The organism is Cedecea neteri (assembly GCF_000758305.1).
GTDB classification, from domain to species: Bacteria; Pseudomonadota; Gammaproteobacteria; order Enterobacterales; family Enterobacteriaceae; genus Cedecea; species Cedecea neteri_C.
In genome coordinates, this window is record NZ_CP009458.1 from 3,337,401 (window position 1) to 3,360,964 (window position 23,564).

Annotated in this window: 14 protein-coding genes; all 14 read left to right on the forward strand. The window is 53.8% G+C overall.

Annotation, left to right across the window (positions count from 1 at the left end; translation table 11 throughout):
- Positions 1–5 precede the first annotated feature (5 nt).
- Positions 6–1,655 (forward strand): putative bifunctional diguanylate cyclase/phosphodiesterase, encoded by a 1,650-nt coding sequence (locus LH23_RS15655; protein WP_039292986.1) that lies wholly within the window; start codon positions 6–8, stop codon positions 1,653–1,655.
- Between the two features lie 532 nt (positions 1,656–2,187).
- Positions 2,188–2,685 carry a type VI secretion system contractile sheath small subunit gene (gene tssB, locus LH23_RS15660; RefSeq protein ID WP_039292988.1) on the forward strand — a complete coding sequence of 166 codons (498 nt, stop codon included), beginning with the start codon at positions 2,188–2,190 and terminating at the stop codon, positions 2,683–2,685.
- Between the two features lie 32 nt (positions 2,686–2,717).
- Complete coding sequence (gene tssC, locus LH23_RS15665; RefSeq protein ID WP_039292991.1) at positions 2,718–4,253, forward strand: type VI secretion system contractile sheath large subunit; 1,536 nt, start codon at positions 2,718–2,720, stop codon at positions 4,251–4,253.
- A 21-nt stretch (positions 4,254–4,274) separates the two neighbouring features.
- The gene (gene tssK / locus LH23_RS15670; RefSeq protein WP_039292994.1) at positions 4,275–5,615 is read left to right on the forward strand and encodes a type VI secretion system baseplate subunit TssK; all 1,341 of its coding nucleotides are present in this window, start codon (positions 4,275–4,277) and stop codon (positions 5,613–5,615) included.
- Positions 5,612–6,301 (forward strand): type VI secretion system protein TssL, short form, encoded by a 690-nt coding sequence (gene tssL / locus LH23_RS15675; RefSeq protein WP_039292998.1) that lies wholly within the window; start codon positions 5,612–5,614, stop codon positions 6,299–6,301. Before tssK ends, tssL begins: the two co-directional genes overlap by 4 nt.
- The gene (locus LH23_RS15680) at positions 6,298–8,010 is read left to right on the forward strand and encodes an OmpA family protein (RefSeq protein ID WP_039293001.1); all 1,713 of its coding nucleotides are present in this window, start codon (positions 6,298–6,300) and stop codon (positions 8,008–8,010) included. The genes tssL and LH23_RS15680 overlap by 4 nt, the downstream gene beginning before the upstream one ends.
- Before the next feature lie 3 nt (positions 8,011–8,013).
- Positions 8,014–8,505 carry an Hcp family type VI secretion system effector gene (locus LH23_RS15685; protein ID WP_039293006.1) on the forward strand — a complete coding sequence of 164 codons (492 nt, stop codon included), beginning with the start codon at positions 8,014–8,016 and terminating at the stop codon, positions 8,503–8,505.
- A 179-nt stretch (positions 8,506–8,684) separates the two neighbouring features.
- Positions 8,685–11,339, forward strand: coding sequence for a type VI secretion system ATPase TssH (gene tssH, locus LH23_RS15690; RefSeq protein ID WP_039293008.1), 2,655 nt, complete (start codon positions 8,685–8,687; stop codon positions 11,337–11,339).
- Entirely contained in the window at positions 11,336–13,828 is a 2,493-nt protein-coding gene (locus LH23_RS15695) for a type VI secretion system Vgr family protein (protein ID WP_039293010.1), read from the forward strand. The genes tssH and LH23_RS15695 overlap by 4 nt, the downstream gene beginning before the upstream one ends.
- 251 nt (positions 13,829–14,079) lie before the next feature.
- Positions 14,080–16,002, forward strand: a complete 1,923-nt coding sequence (locus LH23_RS15700) for an effector protein Tle3 domain-containing protein (RefSeq protein ID WP_039293013.1) — start codon at positions 14,080–14,082, stop codon at positions 16,000–16,002.
- Positions 16,003–16,266, forward strand: a complete 264-nt coding sequence (locus LH23_RS15705) for a PAAR domain-containing protein (protein WP_039293016.1) — start codon at positions 16,003–16,005, stop codon at positions 16,264–16,266. It abuts the gene before it with no gap.
- Entirely contained in the window at positions 16,266–17,696 is a 1,431-nt protein-coding gene (locus tag LH23_RS15710) for a hypothetical protein (RefSeq protein ID WP_039293018.1), read from the forward strand. Before LH23_RS15705 ends, LH23_RS15710 begins: the two co-directional genes overlap by 1 nt.
- A gap of 5 nt (positions 17,697–17,701) precedes the next feature.
- On the forward strand, positions 17,702–21,073 hold the full coding sequence (locus tag LH23_RS15715) for an ImcF-related family protein (RefSeq protein WP_039293021.1): 3,372 nt from the start codon (positions 17,702–17,704) through the stop codon (positions 21,071–21,073).
- The gene (locus LH23_RS15720) at positions 21,066–23,555 is read left to right on the forward strand and encodes a type VI secretion system Vgr family protein (protein ID WP_039293025.1); all 2,490 of its coding nucleotides are present in this window, start codon (positions 21,066–21,068) and stop codon (positions 23,553–23,555) included. The genes LH23_RS15715 and LH23_RS15720 overlap by 8 nt, the downstream gene beginning before the upstream one ends.
- Positions 23,556–23,564: the final 9 nt, after the last annotated feature.

A 23,564-nucleotide genomic window follows, 5' to 3' on the forward strand; every position in this document is an offset into this window, starting at 1 on the left:
GTAAGATGCGTACTGAAAGCTTAACTGATATCGCCTACCGTCACTTTGTGGAGAGCGTAAAAGATTACGCCATCTACATGTTGGACGTTGATGGCACCGTAGCCACCTGGAACGAGGGGGCGCTGCGAGCGAAGGGATATCTGCGCGAGGAGATTGTGGGGCAGTTTTTTGGCGTTTTCTACAGCGATGCGGAGCAAAAAAACGGACTGCCCGAGCGTAATCTGAATATCGCGCTTAAAAATGGAAAATTTGAAGGGGAAGGCTGGCGCTATCGCAAAGATGGCAGTCGGTTTTGGGCTCATGTGGTGATTGATGCCATCTATGATGAGCACCACACGCTGCTGGGATTTGCCAAAATTACCCGTGATATCAGCGAGCAGAAGGTCGTTATCGACAAGATCTCATGGCTTGCCCGCTACGATGCGCTTACCGGGCTTCCTAACCGCGTCGAATTCTTCAGTTTTGTAGAAAAACTGTTCACCGAGTCTGACTATAACCACATTGCTATTTGCACGGTTGATCTCGATAAATTCAAAGAGATCAATGATACCGAAGGGCATCTGGTTGGCGACCAGCTTTTGCAGCGTGTTTCGTCCTCGGTACTCAAAGCGATGGAAAAAGACGAGATTGTTGCTCGTTTCGGTGGCGACGAATTTGTCGCGGCCAAGCCTTATAACCACGACGATGAGTTACGTAATTTCACCGAGCGCTTACATAGCTGTTTTGTAGGCAAGCAGATTTTCGCCCACAGCGAAATTACCGTGAGTGCCAGCATCGGCGTGGCGGTTTACCCGGATGACGCCACGGATATCAATACGCTTATCAGCAATTCAGATCTGGCGATGTACCGTGCCAAAGCTAATCTGGATAACAAGATCTGCTGGTATGAAAAAGACATGGACGAGAAAACACGGCTGCGGAACCTGATGGCGGCGGATATTCGCCGCGGCATCAAAGAAGGGCAGTTCTTCATTCATTACCAGGAAAAACGCTCGCTGAAAGATAAGGCCATTACCGGCTATGAAGCGCTGCTGCGTTGGAATCACCCGGAGCAGGGACTGATTCCGCCTGATGAATTTATCCCTATTGCCGAGGAAAGTGGGGCCATTGTTCCACTGGGATACTGGGTGATTGAAACGGTATGTAAAGAGTCGCTTGCCAACAAGCTGGACAAAAAAATCTCGATCAATATTTCTCCCGTGCAGCTGCGTAATCTCAGCTTTATCGATAATGTCCGTGACATTTTAATGAGAACCGCATGGCCAATAACGCTGCTTGAGTTTGAGGTGACGGAGACGGCATTCATCATTAATAAAAAGCTGACGTTTAATATTCTTCATCAGTTCCAGAAAATGGGGATCAGCATTGCGCTGGATGACTTTGGTACCGGATATTCTTCTTTAAGTACGCTGCGAGAATTTCATTTTGACGTTATCAAGCTGGATCGCAGCTTCCTGACGAACGTTGAAAGTAACTTCCAGGCACGCTCCTTCGTTAGGGCGATCATTTCGCTCGGTAACTCCATCAATACGCCGCTAATTGCCGAAGGAGTGGAAACCAACGAGCAGTTACGTATTCTGGAGGAAGAAGGCTGTACCGAAATTCAGGGCTTCCTGTTTGGACAGCCTGTTGATATCAAGAACATTCATCGGTGAAATGAATGGTGGCGCATGCATTTGCGCCACCAATATCTTATGGCGAGGAGTGTGGTTTTTTTCTCATCTTCTATGTTGTAGTAAAAAATAATATCTTCCTGGGATTATTTTCTTGTGCTGGATTTTTCCCTCTTTTTATCGCAAAAAAATACTTCCGATTGAGTCTGGGTTAATTTTAGGATATTTCTCGTTTATTTTTTCTGTGATGAGTTACATTGGTTTAATTTCTATATTTTTCAGTTGGATGGTTTTAGTTTTTCAGTCGCATTGATCTAAATCAATTACTTTGTCTTTTTGCGCTAAAATCCTGTTTGATAACCGACTGGCTATTTAATCAAAGAATTTTTCTTAAGTTTTAATAAATTTAGATATTTTTCACTGTCCCTTTTTTTTATGCGAGAAATGTCTTTATAAATATCTTAGATTTTCGGTTGCAGCGGGAATTGATCCAACTTTGTTCATTGTTCTATTATTTTGCGCGGTGTAACTTAGCGCCAAAAATATCACGCAGCAATAACAGAGGGATGAGGCGATGGCTGACAGCTTCCAGGGCGAGGTGCCCAAAGCACGTATCAATTTAAAATTGGATTTACACACCGGAGGGGCTCAAAAGAAAACTGAACTTCCACTAAAGCTACTGGTTACCGGCGATTTTAGTCACGGGAGTGAAACCGCTCCATTATCTGAAAGGGTAAAAACAAACATTAATAAAAATAATTTTGATAGCGTGCTTTCTGAATATTCCCCAAAAATCAATGTCGCAGTCAAGAATATGCTGGCCGCTGAGGGGGGTGAAGAGAATATCCATCTTGTCTTTCGTGAAATGAAAGATTTCACGCCAGAAGAGGTTGCGCGTCAAATACCTCAGCTAAAAGCGATGCTGGCTATGCGTAATCTGTTGCGCGATTTAAAAGCCAATTTACTGGATAACCAGTCTTTCCGAAAAGAACTGGAAAAAATTCTGATTGACCCGGCGCTGAGCGCGGAGCTTCGTGCAGAACTTTCTGCTCTGGCACCAAAACAGGCATGAGCAATCACGCTATTTAATGGATTAATTGAGGAATGCTGATGTCTGTAAAAAATGAGAATACTGCTAGCGCAGAAAGTGTCGTACTTGACCAGCCTGTTTATGCTTCTCTGTTTGAAAAAATCAACCTTAATCCGGTGTCCGCCATAAGCGCACTGGATGTCTGGCAGGACAATCAGGCAATGTCCGACGCTACCGCCGATGAGCGACTGACTGCGGGGATGCAGGTGTTTCTTGAGTGCCTGAGTAAGGCGGGCTCAAAGGTTGAGAAACTCGACAAAGCGCTGATCGATCACCACATTGCCGAGCTGGATTTCCAAATCAGCCGTCAACTGGATGCAGTCATGCATCACGATGAGTTTCAGGCCGTGGAATCCCTGTGGCGAGGGGTTAAATCGCTGGTGGATAAAACTGATTTCCGCCAGAACGTCAAAATTGAGCTGCTTGATCTCTCCAAAGACGACCTGCGACAGGATTTTGAGGATGCCCCGGAAATTATCCAGAGCGGGCTGTACCTGCAAACCTATGTGGCAGAGTACGACACGCCTGGGGGGGAGCCGATAGCTGCCCTCGTCTCGGCCTATGAGTTCGATGCATCCGCTCAGGATGTGGCGCTTTTACGTAATATTTCCAAAGTTTCTGCGGCAGCACACATGCCGTTTATCGGCTCTGCCGGGCCAAAGTTCTTCCTGAAAGAATCAATGGAAGACGTGGCCGCCATCAAAGATATTGGCAACTACTTCGACCGCGCCGAATACATCAAGTGGAAGTCATTCAGGGACACTGATGACAGCCGTTATATTGGCCTGGTTATGCCTCGAGTGCTTGGCCGCTTGCCTTATGGGCCCGATACCGTGCCGGTACGCAGCTTCAACTATGTGGAAGAAGTAAAAGGTCCGGACCACGATAAATACTTGTGGACTAATGCATCTTTTGCTTTTGCCGCCAACATGGTGCGCAGCTTTATCCAGAATGGCTGGTGCGTCCAAATTCGCGGCCCGCAGGCTGGGGGAGCAGTAAAAGATCTGCCGATTCATTTGTACGATCTTGGTACCGGCAATCAGGTAAAAATTCCGTCGGAAGTCATGATCCCGGAAACCCGGGAATTTGAGTTCGCTAATCTCGGTTTCATCCCGCTGTCTTATTATAAAAATCGCGATTACGCGTGCTTCTTCTCGGCAAACTCCACGCAGAAACCGGCCCTGTATGACACCGCAGATGCCACGGCTAACAGTCGTATCAATGCGCGGTTACCCTACATTTTCCTGCTTTCTCGTATTGCGCACTACCTGAAGCTTATTCAGCGTGAAAACATCGGCACTACCAAGGACCGCCGTCTGCTGGAGCTGGAGCTGAACACCTGGGTTCGCAGTCTGGTCACCGAAATGACCGATCCAGGCGACGAACTGCAGGCTTCCCACCCGCTGCGCGATGCCAAAGTGGTGGTGGAAGATATCGAGGATAACCCGGGTTTCTTCCGCGTGAAGCTTTATGCCGTGCCACATTTCCAGGTCGAAGGTATGGACGTCAATCTGTCACTGGTTTCCCAGATGCCGAAGGCGAAAGCGTAACGTACTTAAGGCAGGAAGCCGATGAAAACGGAACAACCGTTATGGGGCAGGGGCCAGATGGTCTCTCCCCAGCACTTCCAGCAACAGGTCGCTTATGCGGCCTGGTCTGCGGAGTGTATTGCCCGACAGGGCCTTTCCCATCCATGGGGCGTTATTGAAGCCACTTTTGAACCGGATATGCTGAAACTGGGGCGACTTCAGGCCCGTCATCTGCACATCCGTTTTCAGGACGGTACGCTGATTGACACGGACAACACAGACGCTCTGCCCCCTGCGCTCATGCTTGAAGGCGAATCTCAGGGTACGAAAATAGTTCTGGCCCTCCCGCTGCTGAGATCCAACGGTGGTAACTGCCTGAGACCCGATGAAGTTGCCGAACGCCCGATACGTTTTCGCCAGCGCTGGCGGGACGTTCGTAATCTCTTCGGCGAGGATACCCGCCAGATAGCGGTGATACAGCCGGAGTTAACGCTGCGTTTTGCCAGCCAGGACAACAGCGATTATCTGACTTGTCCGGTAGCCAGCCTGCGGCAGGACTCCCAGGGCATCTGGGGGCTGGACGAGACTTTTCTGCCGCCGCTGCTGGCGATGCAGGGCAGCCGCTGGCTGGTCACCCAGCTCGAACAATTGATGACGCAGCTGCGAGCCAGACTGGGCCGCCTGATGGCAATGCGCCGGGAAAGTAATGAACGCATGGCTGATTTTGCGATGGCCGATGTCTCGCTCTTCTGGCTGCTTAATGCCCTGAACAGCGCAGAGCCCGTGCTGGGGCAGCTTCAGCGCCATCTGCAAAGTCCACCAGAGCGTTTGTATCCGGAACTTGCACGCCTGGCCGGCAGCTTGCTGACTTTTTCGCTGGAGCATCAGGTTAGCGCGATCCCGGTTTATCAACATGATCGACTAAATGCCGTTTTCCCGCCGCTGTTTGACTTACTTGGCGACCTGCTTGAAGCCAGCCTGCCTTCAAGAGTGGTGTCCATCACTCTTGAATATGATCCCCGGCTTCGCTTCTGGCAGGCCCGTCTGCATGACCCGCGTTTGCGGGAGGACGCGGATTACTACCTTTCCGTCCGCTCGACTTTGCCGGTGGCGCAAATGCAGGAGCAGTTCCCGAGGCAGTGCAAGGTGGGCAGCCCTGATCTCGTCAGAAGCCTGGTGAACTCCTCGCGCGTGGGCGTTCCGTTGACGCCACTGCGCCATGTGCCAGCGGCGATCCCGCTGCGTCTGGAGAATCAATACTTCAGCCTTAATGTCTCCGATCCTCTGGCCATCGACATGCTCCAGAGCGGCACCTGCATGTTTTACGTGCCGGGGATGCTCGGAGAGCCAGAGCTTGAACTCTTTGCGGTACTGAGAACATGAATGAGCCAAAACGCGGCAGCGCCGTAGAAGTTGATATAGATATGTTGCTGCAGGATACCTGGCTGCAGGTGATTAGCCTGCGGCATGGTCCTCTATTTCAGCCAGGGGAAGGCCGAACGCTGTGGGATCGCTGCGTCGCTGATGTAGAACGCGTGCAGCGCGAGCTGAAGGCTTGCGGCCTTGATAACGCCAGTTGCCAGCATATTCTCACCGCACAGTGCGCACTGCTTGATGAGGCGGTTAAAAGTCGCGGCGAGGAAGATGATGCCTGCGTGAAGTGGTATGACATTCCCTTGCTTGGCCATTTTCTTGGCACGATGGATGCCGGTGACACACTGTGCGACAGAATGTGGGAAGTGCTGCGTGAGCCGTCATCTGACCGTGTGGTCGTGACCTGTTTTCAGCGGGTTATGATGCTGGGTTTTCGCGGCAGCTTCAGTTCATTGAACGATCCTGAACGCCAAAAGCTCATTAATGCTCTTGGTGAGCATGTCCCTCCATTCAGCTATCCGCAATCCCATCCCGTGCTGGCGGAAAGCCCTACCGGAAGTGCACTGACAGGCTGGCTGGCATCGTGGCCAGTGTGTATTGGGTTGAGCCTGTTCGTTCTAATTGCTCTGTGGTGGGGCCTGGATCGTTGGCTCGAACGGGTATTGGCTACATTGCTGCCGGGAGCGTTGCAATGAGTGCAGCCCAGCAGCGAATGCTGGTCCTTTGGGCCGCCGCGTTAAGCGCGTTGGTGTGCCTGGTATTTTTGCCTGTCTCACGGCTACTTTCTGTGCTGATTTTTCTGGCTGCATTGGGCGTTATTGGCGCGTTTTGGTACGCGGCCAGTCGTCGCATCGTGGATGACTCCTCCCTGTTTCTGGATAAGCTTCCTGAAGCCACTTTTAGTCAGCCGGTGGTGCTGGTCTGTGGCGATTTGCCCCGGACCTGGCCACATCAGGAACCCGTACTGATCGTCTCTCATGGCTGCTGGATCAGGGTTGAACCCCATCAGGATCTGCCGCAGATAGTTGATCAGGTGCTGGCCCAGCGCCCGGACTGGGGGCGCCAGCTATCGGTCATGGTCAATATTTGCCCGCAGCAGCACGCCGACGGCGAACGGTTAACCAGCGATTTGCTGACTCTGCGCTGGCAAATATGCCAGATGCGTAAGAGTACGGGGCACGCGCTGCCGTTGGTGCTCAATGTGAATATAGGCAGCACGATGATGAGTGACCAGGTCTGGCAGGTGGCAATGCCGGGCGACGGCATCAGAGTCTGGCACGAATCTGCTGCACCATGCTCGATTGCGACCTGGGTGAGCACAGGCGGCGCAATAGCCATGCATCAGCAGGTGCTGATCAACAGCCTGATGAGCTGGTGTCGTCAACACGTTGAGGCGGTATTTATGGATGAAAATACTGATTTCCCGGCGATTATGCCCTCCGCCGTGCTGTGGGGGGCGGGCCCGATACTTGCCGGCAACCTGACCTCATCGGTCTGGTCGATATGGCTATCGCGGCGTACGGCCATGCATCAGGTCGCAGGCTGGGAGCCGACAGGCACGGACAGTTCGGTCATTTCACCCCTTCCGGACTTTATCCTGCCGCTGTTGCCAGAGGGGAAAGGGCTGACTTCGCGGGACCGGGCCGGGCGATACGCGCTGATGTTTTTCACGCTGGCGGCCGCTGCGGCACTGTCATGCAGCGGCTGGAACAATCGACAACTCCTGCAGCGGGTTGGGTTTGATATTTCCCAATACAACAGCCTCTCCATGAACAATTACGAGCCAAAGGCCGATGCTGTCTCGGCTCTACGTACAGATGCCGCCCAGCTTGATGACTGGGCCAGGAATGGCATCCCGGCTCGTATAAGTCTTGGCTTGTACCAGGGAGAGCGCCTGAGGTTCCCGGTGCTAGACGCTATCCGTTCCTATGTGCCACCGCCATCTCCAAAACCGTTTGCGAAGCCAAAATCGACGCCTAAAACCGTGCGTCTCGACAGCATGTCCCTGTTTGATTCTGGCAAATCCGTATTGAAGGCAGGCTCTACCAAAATGCTGGTGAATTCTCTGGTGGGCATTAAAGCGAAACCAGGCTGGTTGATTGTCGTGTCCGGCCATACCGATGACACCGGCGATGTCCGGCTGAATCAAACATTATCCCTTAAGCGCGCTGCAGCGGTGCGCGACTGGATGCGTGATACCGGCGATGTGCCGGAAAGCTGTTTTGCGGTGCAGGGCTATGGCCAGGGCCGCCCCATTGCCACCAATGAGACGCCGGAAGGCCGTGCGTTAAACCGGCGTGTTGAAATCAGCCTGGTACCGCAGGCCTGGGCCTGTCAGCTACCGGGCGAAATCCCCGCGTCATCGCAGGATGATGACGTTTTACACAACGAAATGGAGAAGTAAATCATGGCAATTCCTGTTTACCTTTGGCTTAAAGACGACGGCGGTGCGGACATCAAAGGATCTGTGGACGTCGAGAACCGCGAAGGCAGCATCGAAATTGTTGCTCAGGAACATAATCTGTACATCCCGACCGATAACAACACCGGCAAACTGACCGGGACCCGTATCCACACCCCGTTCAGGTTCACCAAGGAAATCGACTCCTCAAGCCCGTACCTGTACAAAGCGGTCACCACCGGGCAAACCCTGAAATCGGCTGAATTTAAGTGGTACAAAATCAACGATGCAGGCCAGGAAGTTGAGTACTTCAACACCAAACTGGAAAACGTGAAAGTGGTGAAGGTCAACCCTGAAATGTATGACGTGAAAGACCCTTCCAAAGAGAAACACAACCACCTCGAGCGCGTAGAGCTGCGCTACGAAAAAATCACCTGGACCTACAAAGACGGCAACATCATTCATTCCGATAGCTGGAACGAACGCGCCACCGCGTAAAACACTAGCGGGCAGAGTTTCTCTGTCCGTTTTTTTGTTTTTGCTGAACGCCTGCCCGCGCGGGCGTTCAGCAAAGAAACCCACAATCTGCCAGCCCGACCGTATGCGCTTTGGTCCCCAATATGGGAAACGGCGATGGGCGGTAGCGTGTCCAGGCCCCCTTCAGGAGAGAATAAAACATGGAAAATCCAGCCAGCCTGCTACGTCGTCTTAACCCTTACTGCGCCCGGGCGATGGAAGGGGCTGCATCCCTGTGCCAGACCCGAGCACAGGCGGAAATTCTGCCCGAGCATTTGGTTTTAAAGTTGTTGGAGCAGGGCGAAGGCGACCTGACGGTGCTGGCGCGGCGCTATGAATGGGACATGGACACCATTTGGCAGGATTTGCTTGGCTGGCTGGACAAACAGCCTCGTTCCGTTCGTCATCGCCCGCATCTCTCAGAAAGTGTTCAGGCGCTGATGCAGGAAGCGTGGTTGATCGCCTCTCTTGCAGGAGAAACGCATATTCGCAGCGTACACCTGCTGATGGCGCTGGTGGATAAACAAAATTTGCTGCGCTGCGATGGGCTTTGGCCGCTGCTGACGCTGGGTCGAAACCAGTTAGAACGCCTGCGACCCTTGCTCGATGCGCAGTCCGACGAGTGTCCGGAGGCTCAGCTTGAGGCTGAACTGGCACAAAAACATGGTGGTGAGGTCGAGCTTATCGGTCGCCCGGTGGATGAAGAAATAAAAGAGGGCGGACTCAGCCCTGCGCTGCAAAATGCGCTGGATAAATTTACTCTCGACGTCACCTCGAAAGCCAGGGAAGGGAAAATCGATCCGGTTTTTGGGCGCGACAAGGAAATCCGCCAGATGGTGGATATTCTCTCAAGACGCCGTAAAAACAACCCAATCCTGGTCGGTGAACCTGGGGTGGGGAAAACCGCGTTGGTAGAAGGCCTGGCATTGCGTATCGCTGAAGGGAACGTCCCGACAAGCCTCAAGCCTGTCAGGTTGCGCACACTCGACCTTGGGCTACTGCAGGCCGGCGCGGGCGTGAAGGGGGAATTTGAGCAGCGCCTGAAAAACGTGATTGAGGCCGTGCAGCAGTCGCCGGAGCCGATTTTACTGTTTATCGATGAGGCGCACACCATTATCGGCGCGGGCAACCAGGCAGGTGGAGCCGATGCCGCCAACCTGTTGAAACCGGCCCTGGCGCGCGGTGAGCTTCGCACCATCGCCGCAACCACCTGGAGCGAATACAAACAATATTTCGAGCGTGATGCCGCGCTGGAACGCCGGTTCCAGATGGTCAAAGTGGATGAGCCGGACGATGATACTGCCTGCCTGATGCTGCGCGGCCTGAAATCCCGCTATGCAGAGCATCACGGCGTTCATATTAGTGATGATGCCGTGTGCGCGGCAGTGACACTGTCACGCCGATATCTCACGGGCCGTCAGTTGCCGGATAAAGCCGTTGATTTGTTGGATACCGCGGCGGCGCGAGTTCGTATGAGCCTGGATACTCTCCCGGAAGACATCGTGGTTCTGAAAGCTCAGCGAACTGCTCTCGAGCTGGAGGAGCAGGCACTGCTGGAAGACATTGCCACCGGCTGCCACCGCCACGGCGAGCGGATTGAGCTTATCGAAACGCAGTTTAGTCACCTGGAAAGCACGCTCGAAGCGATGGAAAACCGCTTTGAACAGGAAAAGTTACTGGCGCTGCAGGTTGTGGAATGCCGTCTGGATATCAGCCGCCAGGCTGAGCTTACAGGCCTGCAACAGCAGCTAGCGGCGCTACAGCAGGGGGATCCGCTGGTGCAGATTGACGTCGATACTCGCACCGTGGCGAACGTGATTGCCGACTGGACCGGCGTCCCTCTTTCTTCGTTGATGAAAGATGAACAGGCTGAGTTGCTGACGCTGGAAGGCGCCCTCGGCAAGCGAGTTGTGGGGCAAGAAGTGGCGCTTAATAGCCTGGCTCAGCGGCTCCGAGCCGCCAAAACAGGGCTGACGTCCGAGCACGGACCACAGGGCGTATTTCTACTGGTAGGGCCTAGCGGCGTTGGGAAAACCGAAACGGCGCTCGCGCTCGCGGATGTACTCTACGGCGGTGAAAAATCCCTGATTACCATCAACCTGTCAGAATACCAGGAACCGCACACCGTTTCTCAGCTCAAGGGATCGCCCCCTGGCTATGTGGGTTACGGGCAGGGCGGGATCCTGACCGAAGCCGTGCGTAAGCGGCCTTACAGCATTGTGCTGCTCGATGAAGTAGAAAAAGCCCACCGCGATGTAATGAATCTGTTTTACCAGGTCTTTGATCGTGGCTTTATGCGTGACGGCGAAGGCCGCGAAATCGACTTCCGCAACACCGTGATTCTGATGACTTCCAACCTGGGTAGCGACCATCTGATGCAGTTGCTGGGCGAAAAGCCGGATGCCACCGAAGGAGATCTGCACGAACTTCTACGGCCAGTCCTGCGTGACCACTTCCAGCCCGCGCTGCTGGCCCGCTTTCAGACCGTGATTTACCGCCCGCTAGGCTCCCCGGCAATGCGCACCATTGTGGAAATGAAACTTGCGCAGGTGTGCCAACGTCTGCACCGCCACTATGGCCTGACAACGCACATAGAAGAGAGTTTGTATGACGCGCTAACCGCTGCCTGCCTGCTACCGGACACCGGCGCTCGCAACGTCGATAGCCTGCTTAACCAGCAGATCCTGCCGGTGCTGAGCCAGCAGCTGTTGAGGCAGATGGCGGTACAGCAGAAGCCCAAAACCCTGACGTTTGGCTGGGATGATGCAGAGGGCATTACACTGGAGTTTGACTGGACACCAGGAGTCAACGAATGAGTAATAATCCCCCGGCAGGATACAGCCACAACCATCACCGGCTCGCGGTGAAGGGCTGCGAACCGGCCCTCGACGTGCTGGCGTTTACCGGCGAAGAAGCCCTGAGCAAACCGTTCAGCTACCGCATTGAGTTCACCAGCGAGAGCCACGCCATCAGCAAAGAAATGATGCTGATGCAGCCTGCCTCGCTGACGCTTCTGGCCCCGGTGGACCAGGGCTACGGTATCAAAGTACAGCAGCCGGTGCGGGTGATTCAGGGCGTGGTCAGCGGCTTTGAGCGCCTGAACACGTCCCGGGACGAGACTCATTATGCCCTGACGCTGCAGCCCCGGCTGGCGCTGCTCGACCGTTCGGTTCAGAACGCCATTTATCAGGACATGTCCGTCCCGCAGATTGTCGAAAAAATCCTGCGCGAGCGCCACAACATGCGTGGCCAGGACTTTGTGTTTTCACTTGCCAGAGAGTACCCGCGCCGCGAGCAGGTGATGCAGTACGGCGAGGACGACCTGCACTTCATCACCCGCCTGCTGGGCGAGGTGGGCATCTGGTTCCGCTTTACCACCGACACGCGGCTCAACATCGACGTGGTGGAGTTTTACGACAGCCAGCAGGGCTATGAGCGGGGGCCGGAGTTGCCTTCGGTGCCGCCGTCGGGCCAGCATTCACAGGGCATGGATTCGGTGTGGGAGATGGTGAGCCACCATCGCGTGGTGCCGCAGAAGGTCAGCACCCGGGATTACAACTACCGGCAGGCCACGGCAGAGATGACCGCGCAGGTGGATGTGACGCGGGGCGACACGACCACCTGTGGGGAGCACTACCGCTGGGCCGACAACTACCTGACGGCGGGCAGCGCTTACGACCTGACCCCGGCGCCTGAATCGGGCGTGTTTTACGCCCGGATGCGCCACGAACGCTACCTGAACGGGCAGACGCAGGTCCAGGCCCTCACCAGCAGCCCGGTGCTCTCGCCGGGTCAGGTGCTGACCGTTACCGGCGGCTATGAAGTGGCGGAGGTGTTCGCTCAGGGCGTGCTCATCACGGGCATGACCAGCCATGCCCGTCGCGACAGAAACTTTGTGGTGAATTTTCACGGCATCCCGGACAGCACGGATTTTGGGTTCCGCCCCGAGCCCGGCAGCCGGCCGGTGATGGCCGGCACGCTCCCGGCACGTGTGACCAGCACGACAGAAAACGACACCTACGGCCATATCGACAAAGATGGCCGCTACCGCGTCAGTATGCTGTTTGACCGCGCCAGCTGGGAAACCGGGTTTGAAAGCCTGTGGGTGCGCCAGTCCAGGCCGTACGCCGGAGATACGTACGGCCTGCACCTGCCGCTGCTGGCGGGCACGGAAGTGGCCATCGGCTTTGAAGACGGCAACCCGGACAGGCCTTATATCGCCGGGGTTTTACACGACTCGGCCCACCCGGACCCCGTCACCATCCGCAACTACCGGCGGAACGTGCTGCGGACGCCTGCGAACAACAAAATCCGCCTCGACGATGAGCGTGGCAAAGAGCACATCAAGGTCTCCACCGAGTACGGCGGCAAGAGCCAGCTGAACCTCGGCCATCTGGTCGACAGCGAAAGGCAGCCGCGCGGGGAGGGCTTTGAATTAAGGACCGACAGCCGGGGCGCCATCCGGGCGCAGAAGGGGATATTCATCAGCGCCGACGGCCAGGCGAAGGCGCAGGGACAGGCGCTGGAGATGGAGCCCGCGCTTGCACGGCTTTCAGCCGCATTAGTGGCAATGGAATCCCTGGCTGCCAGCGCGAAGCAGGCTCAGGCACTGGCTGCCGATGTCGGCCGTCAGCAAAAACTCCTCAGGCAAAAAATCGAACAATTGCATGAGGAGGTCATCCTGGGCAGTGCGCCAAAAGGCATGGCGCTGGTGAGTGGTGAAGATATGCAGTTATCAGCCAGTGATAATCTGACGCTGACCGCAGGCAAACAACTGGATGTCGGAGCGCAGAAAGATTTCACGCTGGCCGCGGGGAAACAACTCAGCCTGTACAGCCGGGAAGGTGCAAAACTGTTCAGCTCGCATGACGATATTGATATTCAGGCGCAGGGCGGAAACATCACGACCTGGTCCACGCAGGACACACATATTTCGAGTGGCAAAAAACTGGTGGTGACGGCACAGGATGAGCTGACGCTAATATGCGGCGGCGGTTATATCAAAATCAAGGGCGGGAATGTTGAGATTGGTGGCCCGGGTAAGCTGTTGATAAAGAACACGGGGATAGAGAAGGCGGGTGCCGGTAGTCTGCAGGGGGTGATGAAGTCGTTTGAGTCTGAAAGTTTTGATGAAAAATTCATAATCAGAAATGCATTAACTCAAGAGCCGTTGCCAGGAAAAGCTTATAAAATAACTATGCCAAATGGATCAGTTGTAACTGGTATAACAGACTCCTTGGGGGCTACATCACTTAATTCTTCGGATTTAATAGCTGACGTGATAATAACACTTATGAGCCGTTAAATAACTTTGAGGACGTACACATGCTAGGATTGGTGCTCTTTATAATTTTTTTATATTCACTTGTGGCTGGAAGCATTTTATATCTATTCGTTGGGTTTCTGTACAAATCTACTGGCGGAGGATGGAGGAAAGCAGGTAAGTGGTTTATATGTGTGATCCTCTCATATATCATTGTATATGCCCTCCAGTCAAATGATGCCCCAATAATAAGATGAAGGCGGTTGTTCTAATAGATAAGAAAGGTTCTGCTAATGAATAAAGGAACAAATACAACAAGGCCTTTAGAACTCAAGTATGATGATAATGGCCGACCCTCATGGCGTTCAAGCCCTTCACATAAAAATATAAAAGTCCGCGGAGGATGTGATTTGCCTCCTCATCTTCCAGGGCTAATAATACTTGTTCATGGTGTTAACTCAACGGGGGAATGGTATCAAAATGCGGAAGAGTCCCTCTGCGGAGGATTAAATGCCAGGTTGGGGCTAAAAGGTACCGCATTCGAGTTGAAATCGAACAAATACAGCACTGATTCTGTTGTGGAAGATAACTCATCACCATCACCTTTAACTCACAGGGAAATTATTGAAAATAATGAGAGGTCTCCAATTATTCGATTCTACTGGGGATATTCTTCAGTAGAGGGTGAAGAGGATAAATATGTTATTCCGTTAGCTAATGTAGATGGTGAAGACTATCACCAAATGAAAAAAATAGGTGTAAAGGTAGATGATATTCGGAGAAAAGGCCCATATATATGGGGAGGAGGGCCGTTTCAAAACGGTACAAATAACTTACATTCGCTATGGAGTAACTATGGATTCGATGAGGACTTGGCAGGAATTCCTGGCGCGAAACTTCAGTATTTTAATGAAGATAAAGATAGGCTTTTAACAAATGCCCCACCACGGAAATACTATTCACATGCTGCTAAGCGACTAGCGGATCTTTTAGATCTTATCCGAGATAAATATCCTTATGATACAATTAGCATTATCTCTCACAGCCAGGGAACAATGATTTCACTAGCCGCGGTAGCACTAGCAAAAAAAGGGCCAGATGCTCTTTTCATATTAAACTCCCCTTATGCAATGCATAATAGCCAACTTAATGAGTTTTCAATTCCTCAGCAAGAGAGAATTTCTCCTAACGGCCGAGAGAATACTTTGTCATCAATAATTGAAAAAATTTCAATGCAAACTTCGCATCTTTCCGCTGGCGGTTATGAAGGATTATGTGTAGGTAAATTTACTGATAAATCGAGTTGGAAGCCTGAAGGTGAGAATGTAATAGAAGGTGGTAAAATACAGGAACGTGATAATCATGGTAGAACATATATTTACTTCTGCCCACATGACCGAGTTATGGGGTCATTGCCGCTTCGCTCAATAGGTTGGCAAGGGCTGCCGAATGATAAAAATGGAAATCCACATCCATTAATTCTGAAGTTCAAAAATAATTTATACCAACGGATGTTGGCTAGAAATACGCCGTGTGGGTCTGATCCAGATAAACATACACCATTTGGTACATTGCCTGATGGAAGACCATTTTGGGATGATGGAGATGATAAATATCAAAGTAGTAGAAATACATATCCTAACCCTCCCAAATGGCAAACAGTGTTTGTAAATGCAGAAAGAGTTCCTAAACCTATTAATTCTGATGAGTTGGCCGGATTTGACCAAACCCGAGTAGGTAAAGAGCATGGCTCAAAACAGCAGGATGGGTGGGGGGAAGTGAACCCTAAAACTGGAGATAAAAATGACAATACATACGATAACTATATTAATTTATATCCAAACCATGATGTCGTAATCGGCTATAAAGAGCTTCCAAGTGGTTATGTGCAAGAGATAACAAGGAAGGAAACTGTCGAAGAAAAAAATAAGAGGTTACGAACATATGTTTCGCAACCGACAGATCACAGTACACTACCTGGAAGCGAGAACTTTATGTCCAGAGTAGTAGCTTATGATTTACCAATAGGCTACTGCGATGCTACATGGGATAAAGAATTTCTTTCTAAACTTCGATATCTTGCAGATTGGACCACTGGTTCTGATCCATATATGAATACAGGAATTGTTGAAAGTATTAGTGAGCCTTCAATGATAAGCCGTGAAACGGGCATCGAGGAAATGATTCGGAAAAAGGCAAAGGAGTACGGTTACTAAATGAGTAGATACGTCGTTATTCTAGGAGATTCCACTTCACACGGAGGCAAGGTTACATCAGCCTCATCCAGCTTTGAAATATCGGGCAAATATGCCGCACTCTTAAATGACACCGTGTCCTGCCCTGAGCATGGCACAAATAAAATTATCGAGTGCGATATTTCTGCCTATGAAGAAAACGGGCGTGGAATTGTATTACATGGCTATAGAACTCAATGCGGGGCAATAGTTATCGCAAGCATGCAGGATATGGAGGTTGGCTGATGGGGTGGTCTCTTCCGGAGGTGCCTGAAAAAGAGCAGGCACCATCCTGGTCGCCGTGGGTTTGTTTGTTGATTATTATTCTCGGTATATTCATTGGGCTGCTTGTTGCTGTACTGAAATCACCGACGACAGAGTTACCTTCATTGAACAGTGGGGCCTGGTTGTCGCTCACGGTCTGGACATTTGTGGGCATTTCGGCAACCATCGCAGTCTACAGTTTCTGCTGGGAAATGCTGGCAATCCGTGTCTGGAACTGGAATGAGTGGTGCAGGGATATGCGTCTGAAGTGGCGCTTACGCGCGCATCAGCACCTTGTCATTCTCAGCCATTTTTTCATCGCGGCCAATACGGGAATGCTGTCTCGTCTTGCACATACATCAGAAGGGGAAAGTGCGGACACGACACCTTTAACTTTGTTGCCGGATGTCCCCCTTACGCCCGGCATTTCGCGTTTTGAGCAACTTCTCAGTCATCTCATTGCCCAGATAATGCCTTCGATTCGGCGGCGATATCCTTCCGGCCCACTCCAGATTATTGTTCAGACCAACGGTAGCGACAAAGACCGTGAATCTCAGTCATTCCATCGTATCTGGTCAGTAGGTACCCCACCATGGAAAGCCGACGTTCATTTTCAGGATGCTGACTCCTCCCTTAATGGTTGGAATCAGTTTTTGAGGTCAACAAAGCAGCCCGTACTGGTACTGGTGATGTACTATCGGCTACCCGATGACGTTCTGCCTGAATTTGCCAGCGCTTTGTTTATGGTGCATCCGTCGATGCTTAATCAGGGGGAAGGAAAAAATGCGTTACGGCTTTTCCGGGCGATGCCGCTCAACTCCCGTACGCTTGCAACGGAACTCAGTGAGTTAAGGAATATGGCCCTCACGCCTGCCAGCAAGAAACATCTTGTCTGGCACAGTGGGCTATCAGATGCGCCACGACAGTCAGTGAGCAGGGTGATGAATGAACTATCGGTTCCCCTGTACGATAGCATTGGCACTGGCGGGGTCATTGACTATGACATCGCCAGTGCCCGGTATGGTGGTCTTGCTGGCTGGGCAATGATTGGTGCTGCGGCTGAGATGGCGGCTTATGGTCCCGACTGCCAGTGGCTTCTTCTCGAAGGTGAAAATGATGCCTGTGCAGTGACACTTGGAAGTGCCGTCCTCGCAGTCGAGGATGATCATTTCATCGTTCAGGCACCCTTTCCCGGGGGCTCTGTTCTGATGGCATTACTGCTCAATGCCGGTCTGTACAGTCTGATGATCCACTATTTTCCTTCAACGGCATTCTCCTGGTCAGGGATCGCTCTTCTTGTGCTGTCAGTGATAGTGATATTGCCCGGGCTGGCCATTTTGCTGAGGCACATTACAGCCCGTCTTCAGCGTCCAAAATTTATCAGGGCAGCGCGACACACCGGAAAGGAATAACCGGCATGAAAAATGTTTCAAAGTCACTGGGAGTAGGATTTCTCATCGTGGCAATTCTGCTAGTGATACTCTTTGTTTTGGTACAGATAACGCAATTGCCTTCGAGTAGCGGTGGCGACAATTTCTGGTACGCGCTGGCAAGTTTCATCATCCTGACCGCCACATTGTGCACTCTGGTATTTTTTACGTTGTCCAGGCAACAAAATTCCTCTCCCGTTGCGCCTGATGATGAAAACAATCACAACGAAGAAAGAGCGCCGGGGCGATATGATTTTTCAACACTCAGCAAGCATCTTAGAACACGTAACTTGTTCTTCTGGCACTACAAAGTCCGCCTGCTTCTCATCACCGGAGACGAAGCTGCGATAGAAGAGTTGGTCCCCGGCCTGCAGCAAAACCAGTGGCTGGAAGGTAACCGCACGGTTCTGATTTATGGCGGCAGCCTGTCGGCGGAGCCGGACCGCGAAAAATATACCTCGCTGCGCAAACTGCGCCGTGGCCGCCCGCTGGATGGCATCATTCGCGTTTTGCCTCACTCGCTCGAGCTTACGCCGCAGATCAGCGATAGCGACCTGCGCGGGCTGGAGAAAATTAGCGAACTGCTGCGTTATTCGGCTCCGGTCTGGCTGTGGCAGCTCTGCGACAGCAAGTGGCCGCAGGCGAAACGCCCCGAGCAGGCCGTGGGGGCCAGTTTCCCGGCTCGTGCCAGTCTGGATGATGTAGCCCGCCAGATGACAAACCTGTTATCGCCCCTGACAACACAGGGCGTCAGCCAGATTGTCGACAACAATAACCACGACTTCCTGCTGCGCCTTGGGCAACAGCTGAAAAATGGAGGCATTAGCGGCTGGGTTGATCGGCTCAAGCCGTGGCTCTACGCAAGCCAACAGCGCGTTCCGCTGCGGGGGCTGATGTTCAGTCTCACTCGGACTCAATCCGCTAACGCTACCGAAAATGCGAATGCTGAGACATTTATACCTGAGTCGCAGCGTCATACCCTGACGCTCCCGGCGACCTGGCAGGGGATCGTCGCAGACTGCGGGCGGGTACGTGGTCGCCGCGTAGGGCTGCCGTGGGAGCAGGCGCTGGCGTTAAGCCTCATCGCTGCGCTGGGGATTTGGGCCACCGGGATGTTGATCTCTTTTGGCCTGAACTATAACCAAATCACTTCTGTCGCGACTAAAGCCCACTACCTGGCGGAACAGACCAGCGTGTCTGATGTTCAGTTAGAGGCTTTGCATGACCTGCGTAATGATGCTGGCCGCTTACAGCATAATATTCAGGACGGCGCGCCCTGGTACCAGCGCTTCGGGTTAGATCATTCCCGGACATTGCTCGACGCCATGCTGCCCTGGTACGGCGTCGCCAATACCCGGCTGATACGCGACCCGGCAAATGCGGCGCTAACGCAAAAACTTACCGCGCTGGTTAACTCTGCGCCCAACAGCGACAAGCGTGCACAGCTGGCTAAACCCGGTTATGACCAGCTAAAAGCGTGGCTGATGATGGCGAGGCCGGACAAAACCGATGGCGCGTTTTTCGCTCAGACCATGAAGGTGGTTGAACCTGTCCGAGCCGGAGTATCACCGGGGCTGTGGCAAAGCCTTTCCCCGGATCTGTGGGCGTTCTACATCACCGAGCTGCCGAACCAGCCCCACTGGAAAATAACCCCGGACCAACAGCTGATCGGCCAAAGCCGCCAGGTGCTGCTGCAGCAGATTGGGCGCCGAAATGCCGAAAGTACACTGTATGAAAATATGCTCAAGTCCGTGCGGCGTAATTTTGCCGATGTGACTCTGGAGGACATGACCAGCGGCACCGATGCGCGTCGCCTGTTTACCACCGATGAAGCGGTGCCGGGCATGTTTACCCGCCAGGCGTGGGAAGGGGGGATTCAGCAGGCGATTGAAAAAGCAGCTAAATCTCGCCGAGAGGAGATCGACTGGGTGCTGAGCGACAGCCAGCACAGCGTGGGGGCCGATCTCTCCCCTGAGGCGCTGAAAGCACGCTTGACCCAGCGCTACTTCACCGACTTTGCCGGGACGTGGCTGAACTTTCTCAACAGCCTGCGGCTGAATCAGGCCAATAACATTACCGATGTAGCTGACCAGTTGACGCTGATGAGTGATGTCCGCCAGTCCCCTTTAATAGCCCTGATGAACACCCTGGCCTGGCAGGGGGAAACGGGGCAGAAGGCTGAAGGGATTTCCGAGTCCATTATCAAGTCGGCGAAAGATTTGGTGGGGGGGAAAAATAAGCCGCTGATTGATCAGCGTGATGCGCGTGCAGAGGGGCCGCTGGATGAGACCTTCGGGCCGCTGTTAACGCTGATGGGGAAAAATAAAGCCAGCAGCGTGATGTCAGCGGACAGCACCCTGAGCCTGCAAACTTATCTGACCCGAATCACTCGCGTTCGCCTGCGCCTGCAGCAGGTCGCAAGTTCCTCCGATCCTCAGGAGATGATGCAGACCCTGGCCCAGACCGTTTTTCAGGGCAAAAGCATCGACCTGACGGACACGCAGCAGTACGGCAGCCTGATGGCCGCCAGCCTCGGAGAAGAGTGGAGCGGTTTTGGGCAAACCCTGTTTGTGCAGCCGCTAACCCAGGCGTGGGAAACGGTCCTGCAACCTTCGGCCGCCGGCCTGAACGACAAATGGCGCCGTTCGGTGGTGGCGAACTGGCATACGGCTTTCGATGGCCGTTATCCGTTTGCGGTCAGCAAAAGTGAAGTGTCTTTGCCCATGCTGGCTGAGTTTGTGCGTCAGGACAGCGGGCGCATCGAGCGTTTTCTGACCACGCAGCTGAATGGGGTGCTGCATAAAGAAGGCAGCCAGTGGGTACCGGATAAAATCAACGGGCAGGGCTTAACCTTCAATCCAGCTTTCCTCCGCGCCGTAAACCAGTTGAGCCAGCTGTCGGACATTTTATTTACCGACGGCACCCAGGGGATCAATTTTGAACTGCAGGCTCGCCCGGCCCCGCAGGTGGTGGAAACGCTCCTGACTCTCGACGGGCAAAAGCTGCGTTACTTTAACCAGATGGCCGACTGGCAAATGTTTCGCTGGCCGGGAGACACATATAAACCAGGCACCACGCTGACCTGGACTTCAACCAGCGCCGGGGCACGCTTATTTGGTGATTACAGCGGGGCATGGGGTTTTATCCGCTGGCTGGAAGAAGGCAAACGGCAACAACTGGATAGCAGCCGGTGGATGATGAGTTTTACGGCCCCGGACGGGCGAACCCTGCAATGGGTGCTGCGCTCACAACTGGGGAAAGGGCCGCTGGCGCTTTTGGAACTGCGCAATTTTACGCTGCCGGAGCAGATATTTAGCGTGAACAATTTGACCGGACATCAGGAGTCAACGAATGAGTAATAATCCCCCGGCAGGATACAGCCACAGCCATCACCGGCTCGCGGTGAAGGGCTGCGAACCGGCCCTCGACGTGCTGGCGTTTACCGGCGAAGAAGCCCTGAGCAAACCGTTCAGCTACCGCATTGAGTTCACCAGCGAGAGCCACGCCATCAGCAAAGAAATGATGCTGATGCAGCCTGCCTCGCTGACGCTTCTGGCCCCGGTGGACCAGGGCTACGGTATCAAAGTACAGCAGCCGGTGCGGGTGATTCAGGGCGTGGTCAGCGGCTTTGAGCGCCTGAACACGTCCCGGGACGAGACTCATTATGCCCTGACGCTTCAGCCCCGTCTGGCGCTGCTCGACCGTTCGGTTCAGAACGCCATCTATCAGGACATGTCCGTCCCGCAGATTGTCGAAAAAATCCTGCGCGAGCGCCACAACATGCGCGGCCAGGACTTTGTGTTTTCACTCGCAAAAGAGTATCCGCGCCGCGAGCAGGTGATGCAGTACGGCGAGGACGACCTGCACTTCATCACCCGCCTGCTGGGCGAGGTGGGCATCTGGTTCCGCTTCACCACCGACACGCGGCTCAACATCGACGTGGTGGAGTTTTACGACAGCCAGCAGGGCTATGAGCGGGGGCCGGAGTTGCCTTCGGTGCCGCCGTCGGGCCAGCATTCACAGGGCATGGATTCGGTGTGGGAGATGGCGAGCCACCATCGCGTGGTGCCGCAGAAGGTCAGCACCCGGGATTACAACTACCGGCAGGCCACGGCAGAGATGACCGCGCAGGTGGATGTGACGCGGGGCGACACGACCACCTGTGGGGAGCACTACCGCTGGGCCGACAACTACCTGACGGCGGGCAGCGCCTACGACCCGACCCCGGCGCCTGAATCGGGCGTGTTTTACGCCCGGATGCGCCACGAACGCTACCTGAACGGGCAGACGCAGGTCCAGGCCCTCACCAGCAGCCCGGTGCTCTCGCCGGGTCAGGTGCTGACCGTTACTGGCGGCTACGAAGTGGCGGAGGTGTTCGCTCAGGGCGTGCTCATCACGGGCATGACCAGCCATGCGCGCCGCGACAGAAACTTTGTGGTGAATTTTCACGGCATCCCGGACAGCACGGATTTTGGGTTCCACCCCGAGCCCGGCAGCCGCCCGGTGATGGCCGGCACGCTCCCGGCACGCGTGACCAGCACGACAGAAAACGACACCTACGGCCATATCGACAAAGATGGCCGCTACCGCGTCAGTATGCTGTTTGACCGCGCCAGCTGGGAAACCGGGTTTGAAAGCCTGTGGGTGCGCCAGTCCAGGCCGTACGCCGGGGATACCTACGGCCTGCACCTGCCGTTGCTGGCGGGCACGGAAGTGGCCATCGGCTTTGAAGACGGCAACCCGGACAGGCCCTATATCGCCGGGGTCTTACACGACTCGGCCCATCCGGACCCTGTCACCATCCGCAACTACCGGCGGAACGTGCTGCGGACGCCTGCGAACAACAAAATCCGCCTCGACGATGAGCGTGGCAAGGAGCACATCAAGGTCTCCACCGAGTACGGCGGCAAGAGCCAGCTGAACCTGGGCCATCTGGTCGACAGCGAGAGGCAGGCGCGCGGGGAGGGCTTTGAATTAAGGACCGACAGCCGGGGCGCCATCCGGGCGCAGAAGGGGATATTCATCAGCGCCGACGGGCAGGCGAAGGCGCAGGGCCAGGTGCTGGAGATGGAGCCCGCGCTTGCACGGCTTTCAGCCGCATTAGTGGCAATGGAATCCCTGGCTGCCAGCGCGAAGCAGGCTCAGGCACTGGCTGCCGATGTCGGCCGTCAGCAAAAACTCCTCAGGCAAAAAATCGAACAATTGCATGAGGAGGTCATCCTGGGCAGTGCGCCAAAGGGCATGGCGCTGGTGAGTGGTGAAGATATGCAGTTATCAGCCAGTGATAATCTGACGCTGACCGCAGGCAAACAACTGGATGTCGGAGCGCAGAAAGATTTCACGCTGGCCGCGGGGAAACAACTCAGCCTGTACAGCCGGGAAGGTGCAAAACTGTTCAGCTCGCATGACGATATTGATATTCAGGCGCAGGGCGGAAACATCACGACCTGGTCCACGCAGGACACACATATTTCGAGTGGCAGGAAACTGGTTGTTACAGCACAGGATGAGCTGACGCTAATATGCGGCGGCGGTTATATCAAAATTAAGGGCGGGAATGTTGAGATTGGTGGCCCGGGTAAGCTGTTGATAAAGAACACGGGGATAAAGAAGGCGGGTGCCGGTAGTCTGCAGGGGGTGATGAAGTCGTTTGAGCCAGAAACATTTGATGAAAAATTTGTCATTACCCATCCTGTTACTGGTAAACCTTTAGCAAATCAAAACTATGACATTCATATGCCGGACGGAAAAATATTGTCCGGCATCACAGATAATTCAGGAAACTCCGCACTGGTTATGTCAAAAGCGGTTGATGGACTGAAGATCGTGCTGAAAAAATAAAAAGGAATA

What these genes read in the sequence shown, in the direction of transcription:
- LH23_RS15655 (WP_039292986.1), top strand. Translation starts at nt 6, where the DNA reads ATGCGTACTGAAAGCTTAACTGATATCGCCTACCGTCACTTTGTGGAG.
- tssB (WP_039292988.1), top strand. Translation starts at nt 2,188, where the DNA reads ATGGCTGACAGCTTCCAGGGCGAGGTGCCCAAAGCACGTATCAATTTA.
- tssC (WP_039292991.1), top strand. Translation starts at nt 2,718, where the DNA reads ATGCTGATGTCTGTAAAAAATGAGAATACTGCTAGCGCAGAAAGTGTC.
- tssK (WP_039292994.1), top strand. Translation starts at nt 4,275, where the DNA reads ATGAAAACGGAACAACCGTTATGGGGCAGGGGCCAGATGGTCTCTCCC.
- tssL (WP_039292998.1), top strand. Translation starts at nt 5,612, where the DNA reads ATGAATGAGCCAAAACGCGGCAGCGCCGTAGAAGTTGATATAGATATG.
- LH23_RS15680 (WP_039293001.1), top strand. Translation starts at nt 6,298, where the DNA reads ATGAGTGCAGCCCAGCAGCGAATGCTGGTCCTTTGGGCCGCCGCGTTA.
- LH23_RS15685 (WP_039293006.1), top strand. Translation starts at nt 8,014, where the DNA reads ATGGCAATTCCTGTTTACCTTTGGCTTAAAGACGACGGCGGTGCGGAC.
- tssH (WP_039293008.1), top strand. Translation starts at nt 8,685, where the DNA reads ATGGAAAATCCAGCCAGCCTGCTACGTCGTCTTAACCCTTACTGCGCC.
- LH23_RS15695 (WP_039293010.1), top strand. Translation starts at nt 11,336, where the DNA reads ATGAGTAATAATCCCCCGGCAGGATACAGCCACAACCATCACCGGCTC.
- LH23_RS15700 (WP_039293013.1), top strand. Translation starts at nt 14,080, where the DNA reads ATGAATAAAGGAACAAATACAACAAGGCCTTTAGAACTCAAGTATGAT.
- LH23_RS15705 (WP_039293016.1), top strand. Translation starts at nt 16,003, where the DNA reads ATGAGTAGATACGTCGTTATTCTAGGAGATTCCACTTCACACGGAGGC.
- LH23_RS15710 (WP_039293018.1), top strand. Translation starts at nt 16,266, where the DNA reads ATGGGGTGGTCTCTTCCGGAGGTGCCTGAAAAAGAGCAGGCACCATCC.
- LH23_RS15715 (WP_039293021.1), top strand. Translation starts at nt 17,702, where the DNA reads ATGAAAAATGTTTCAAAGTCACTGGGAGTAGGATTTCTCATCGTGGCA.
- LH23_RS15720 (WP_039293025.1), top strand. Translation starts at nt 21,066, where the DNA reads ATGAGTAATAATCCCCCGGCAGGATACAGCCACAGCCATCACCGGCTC.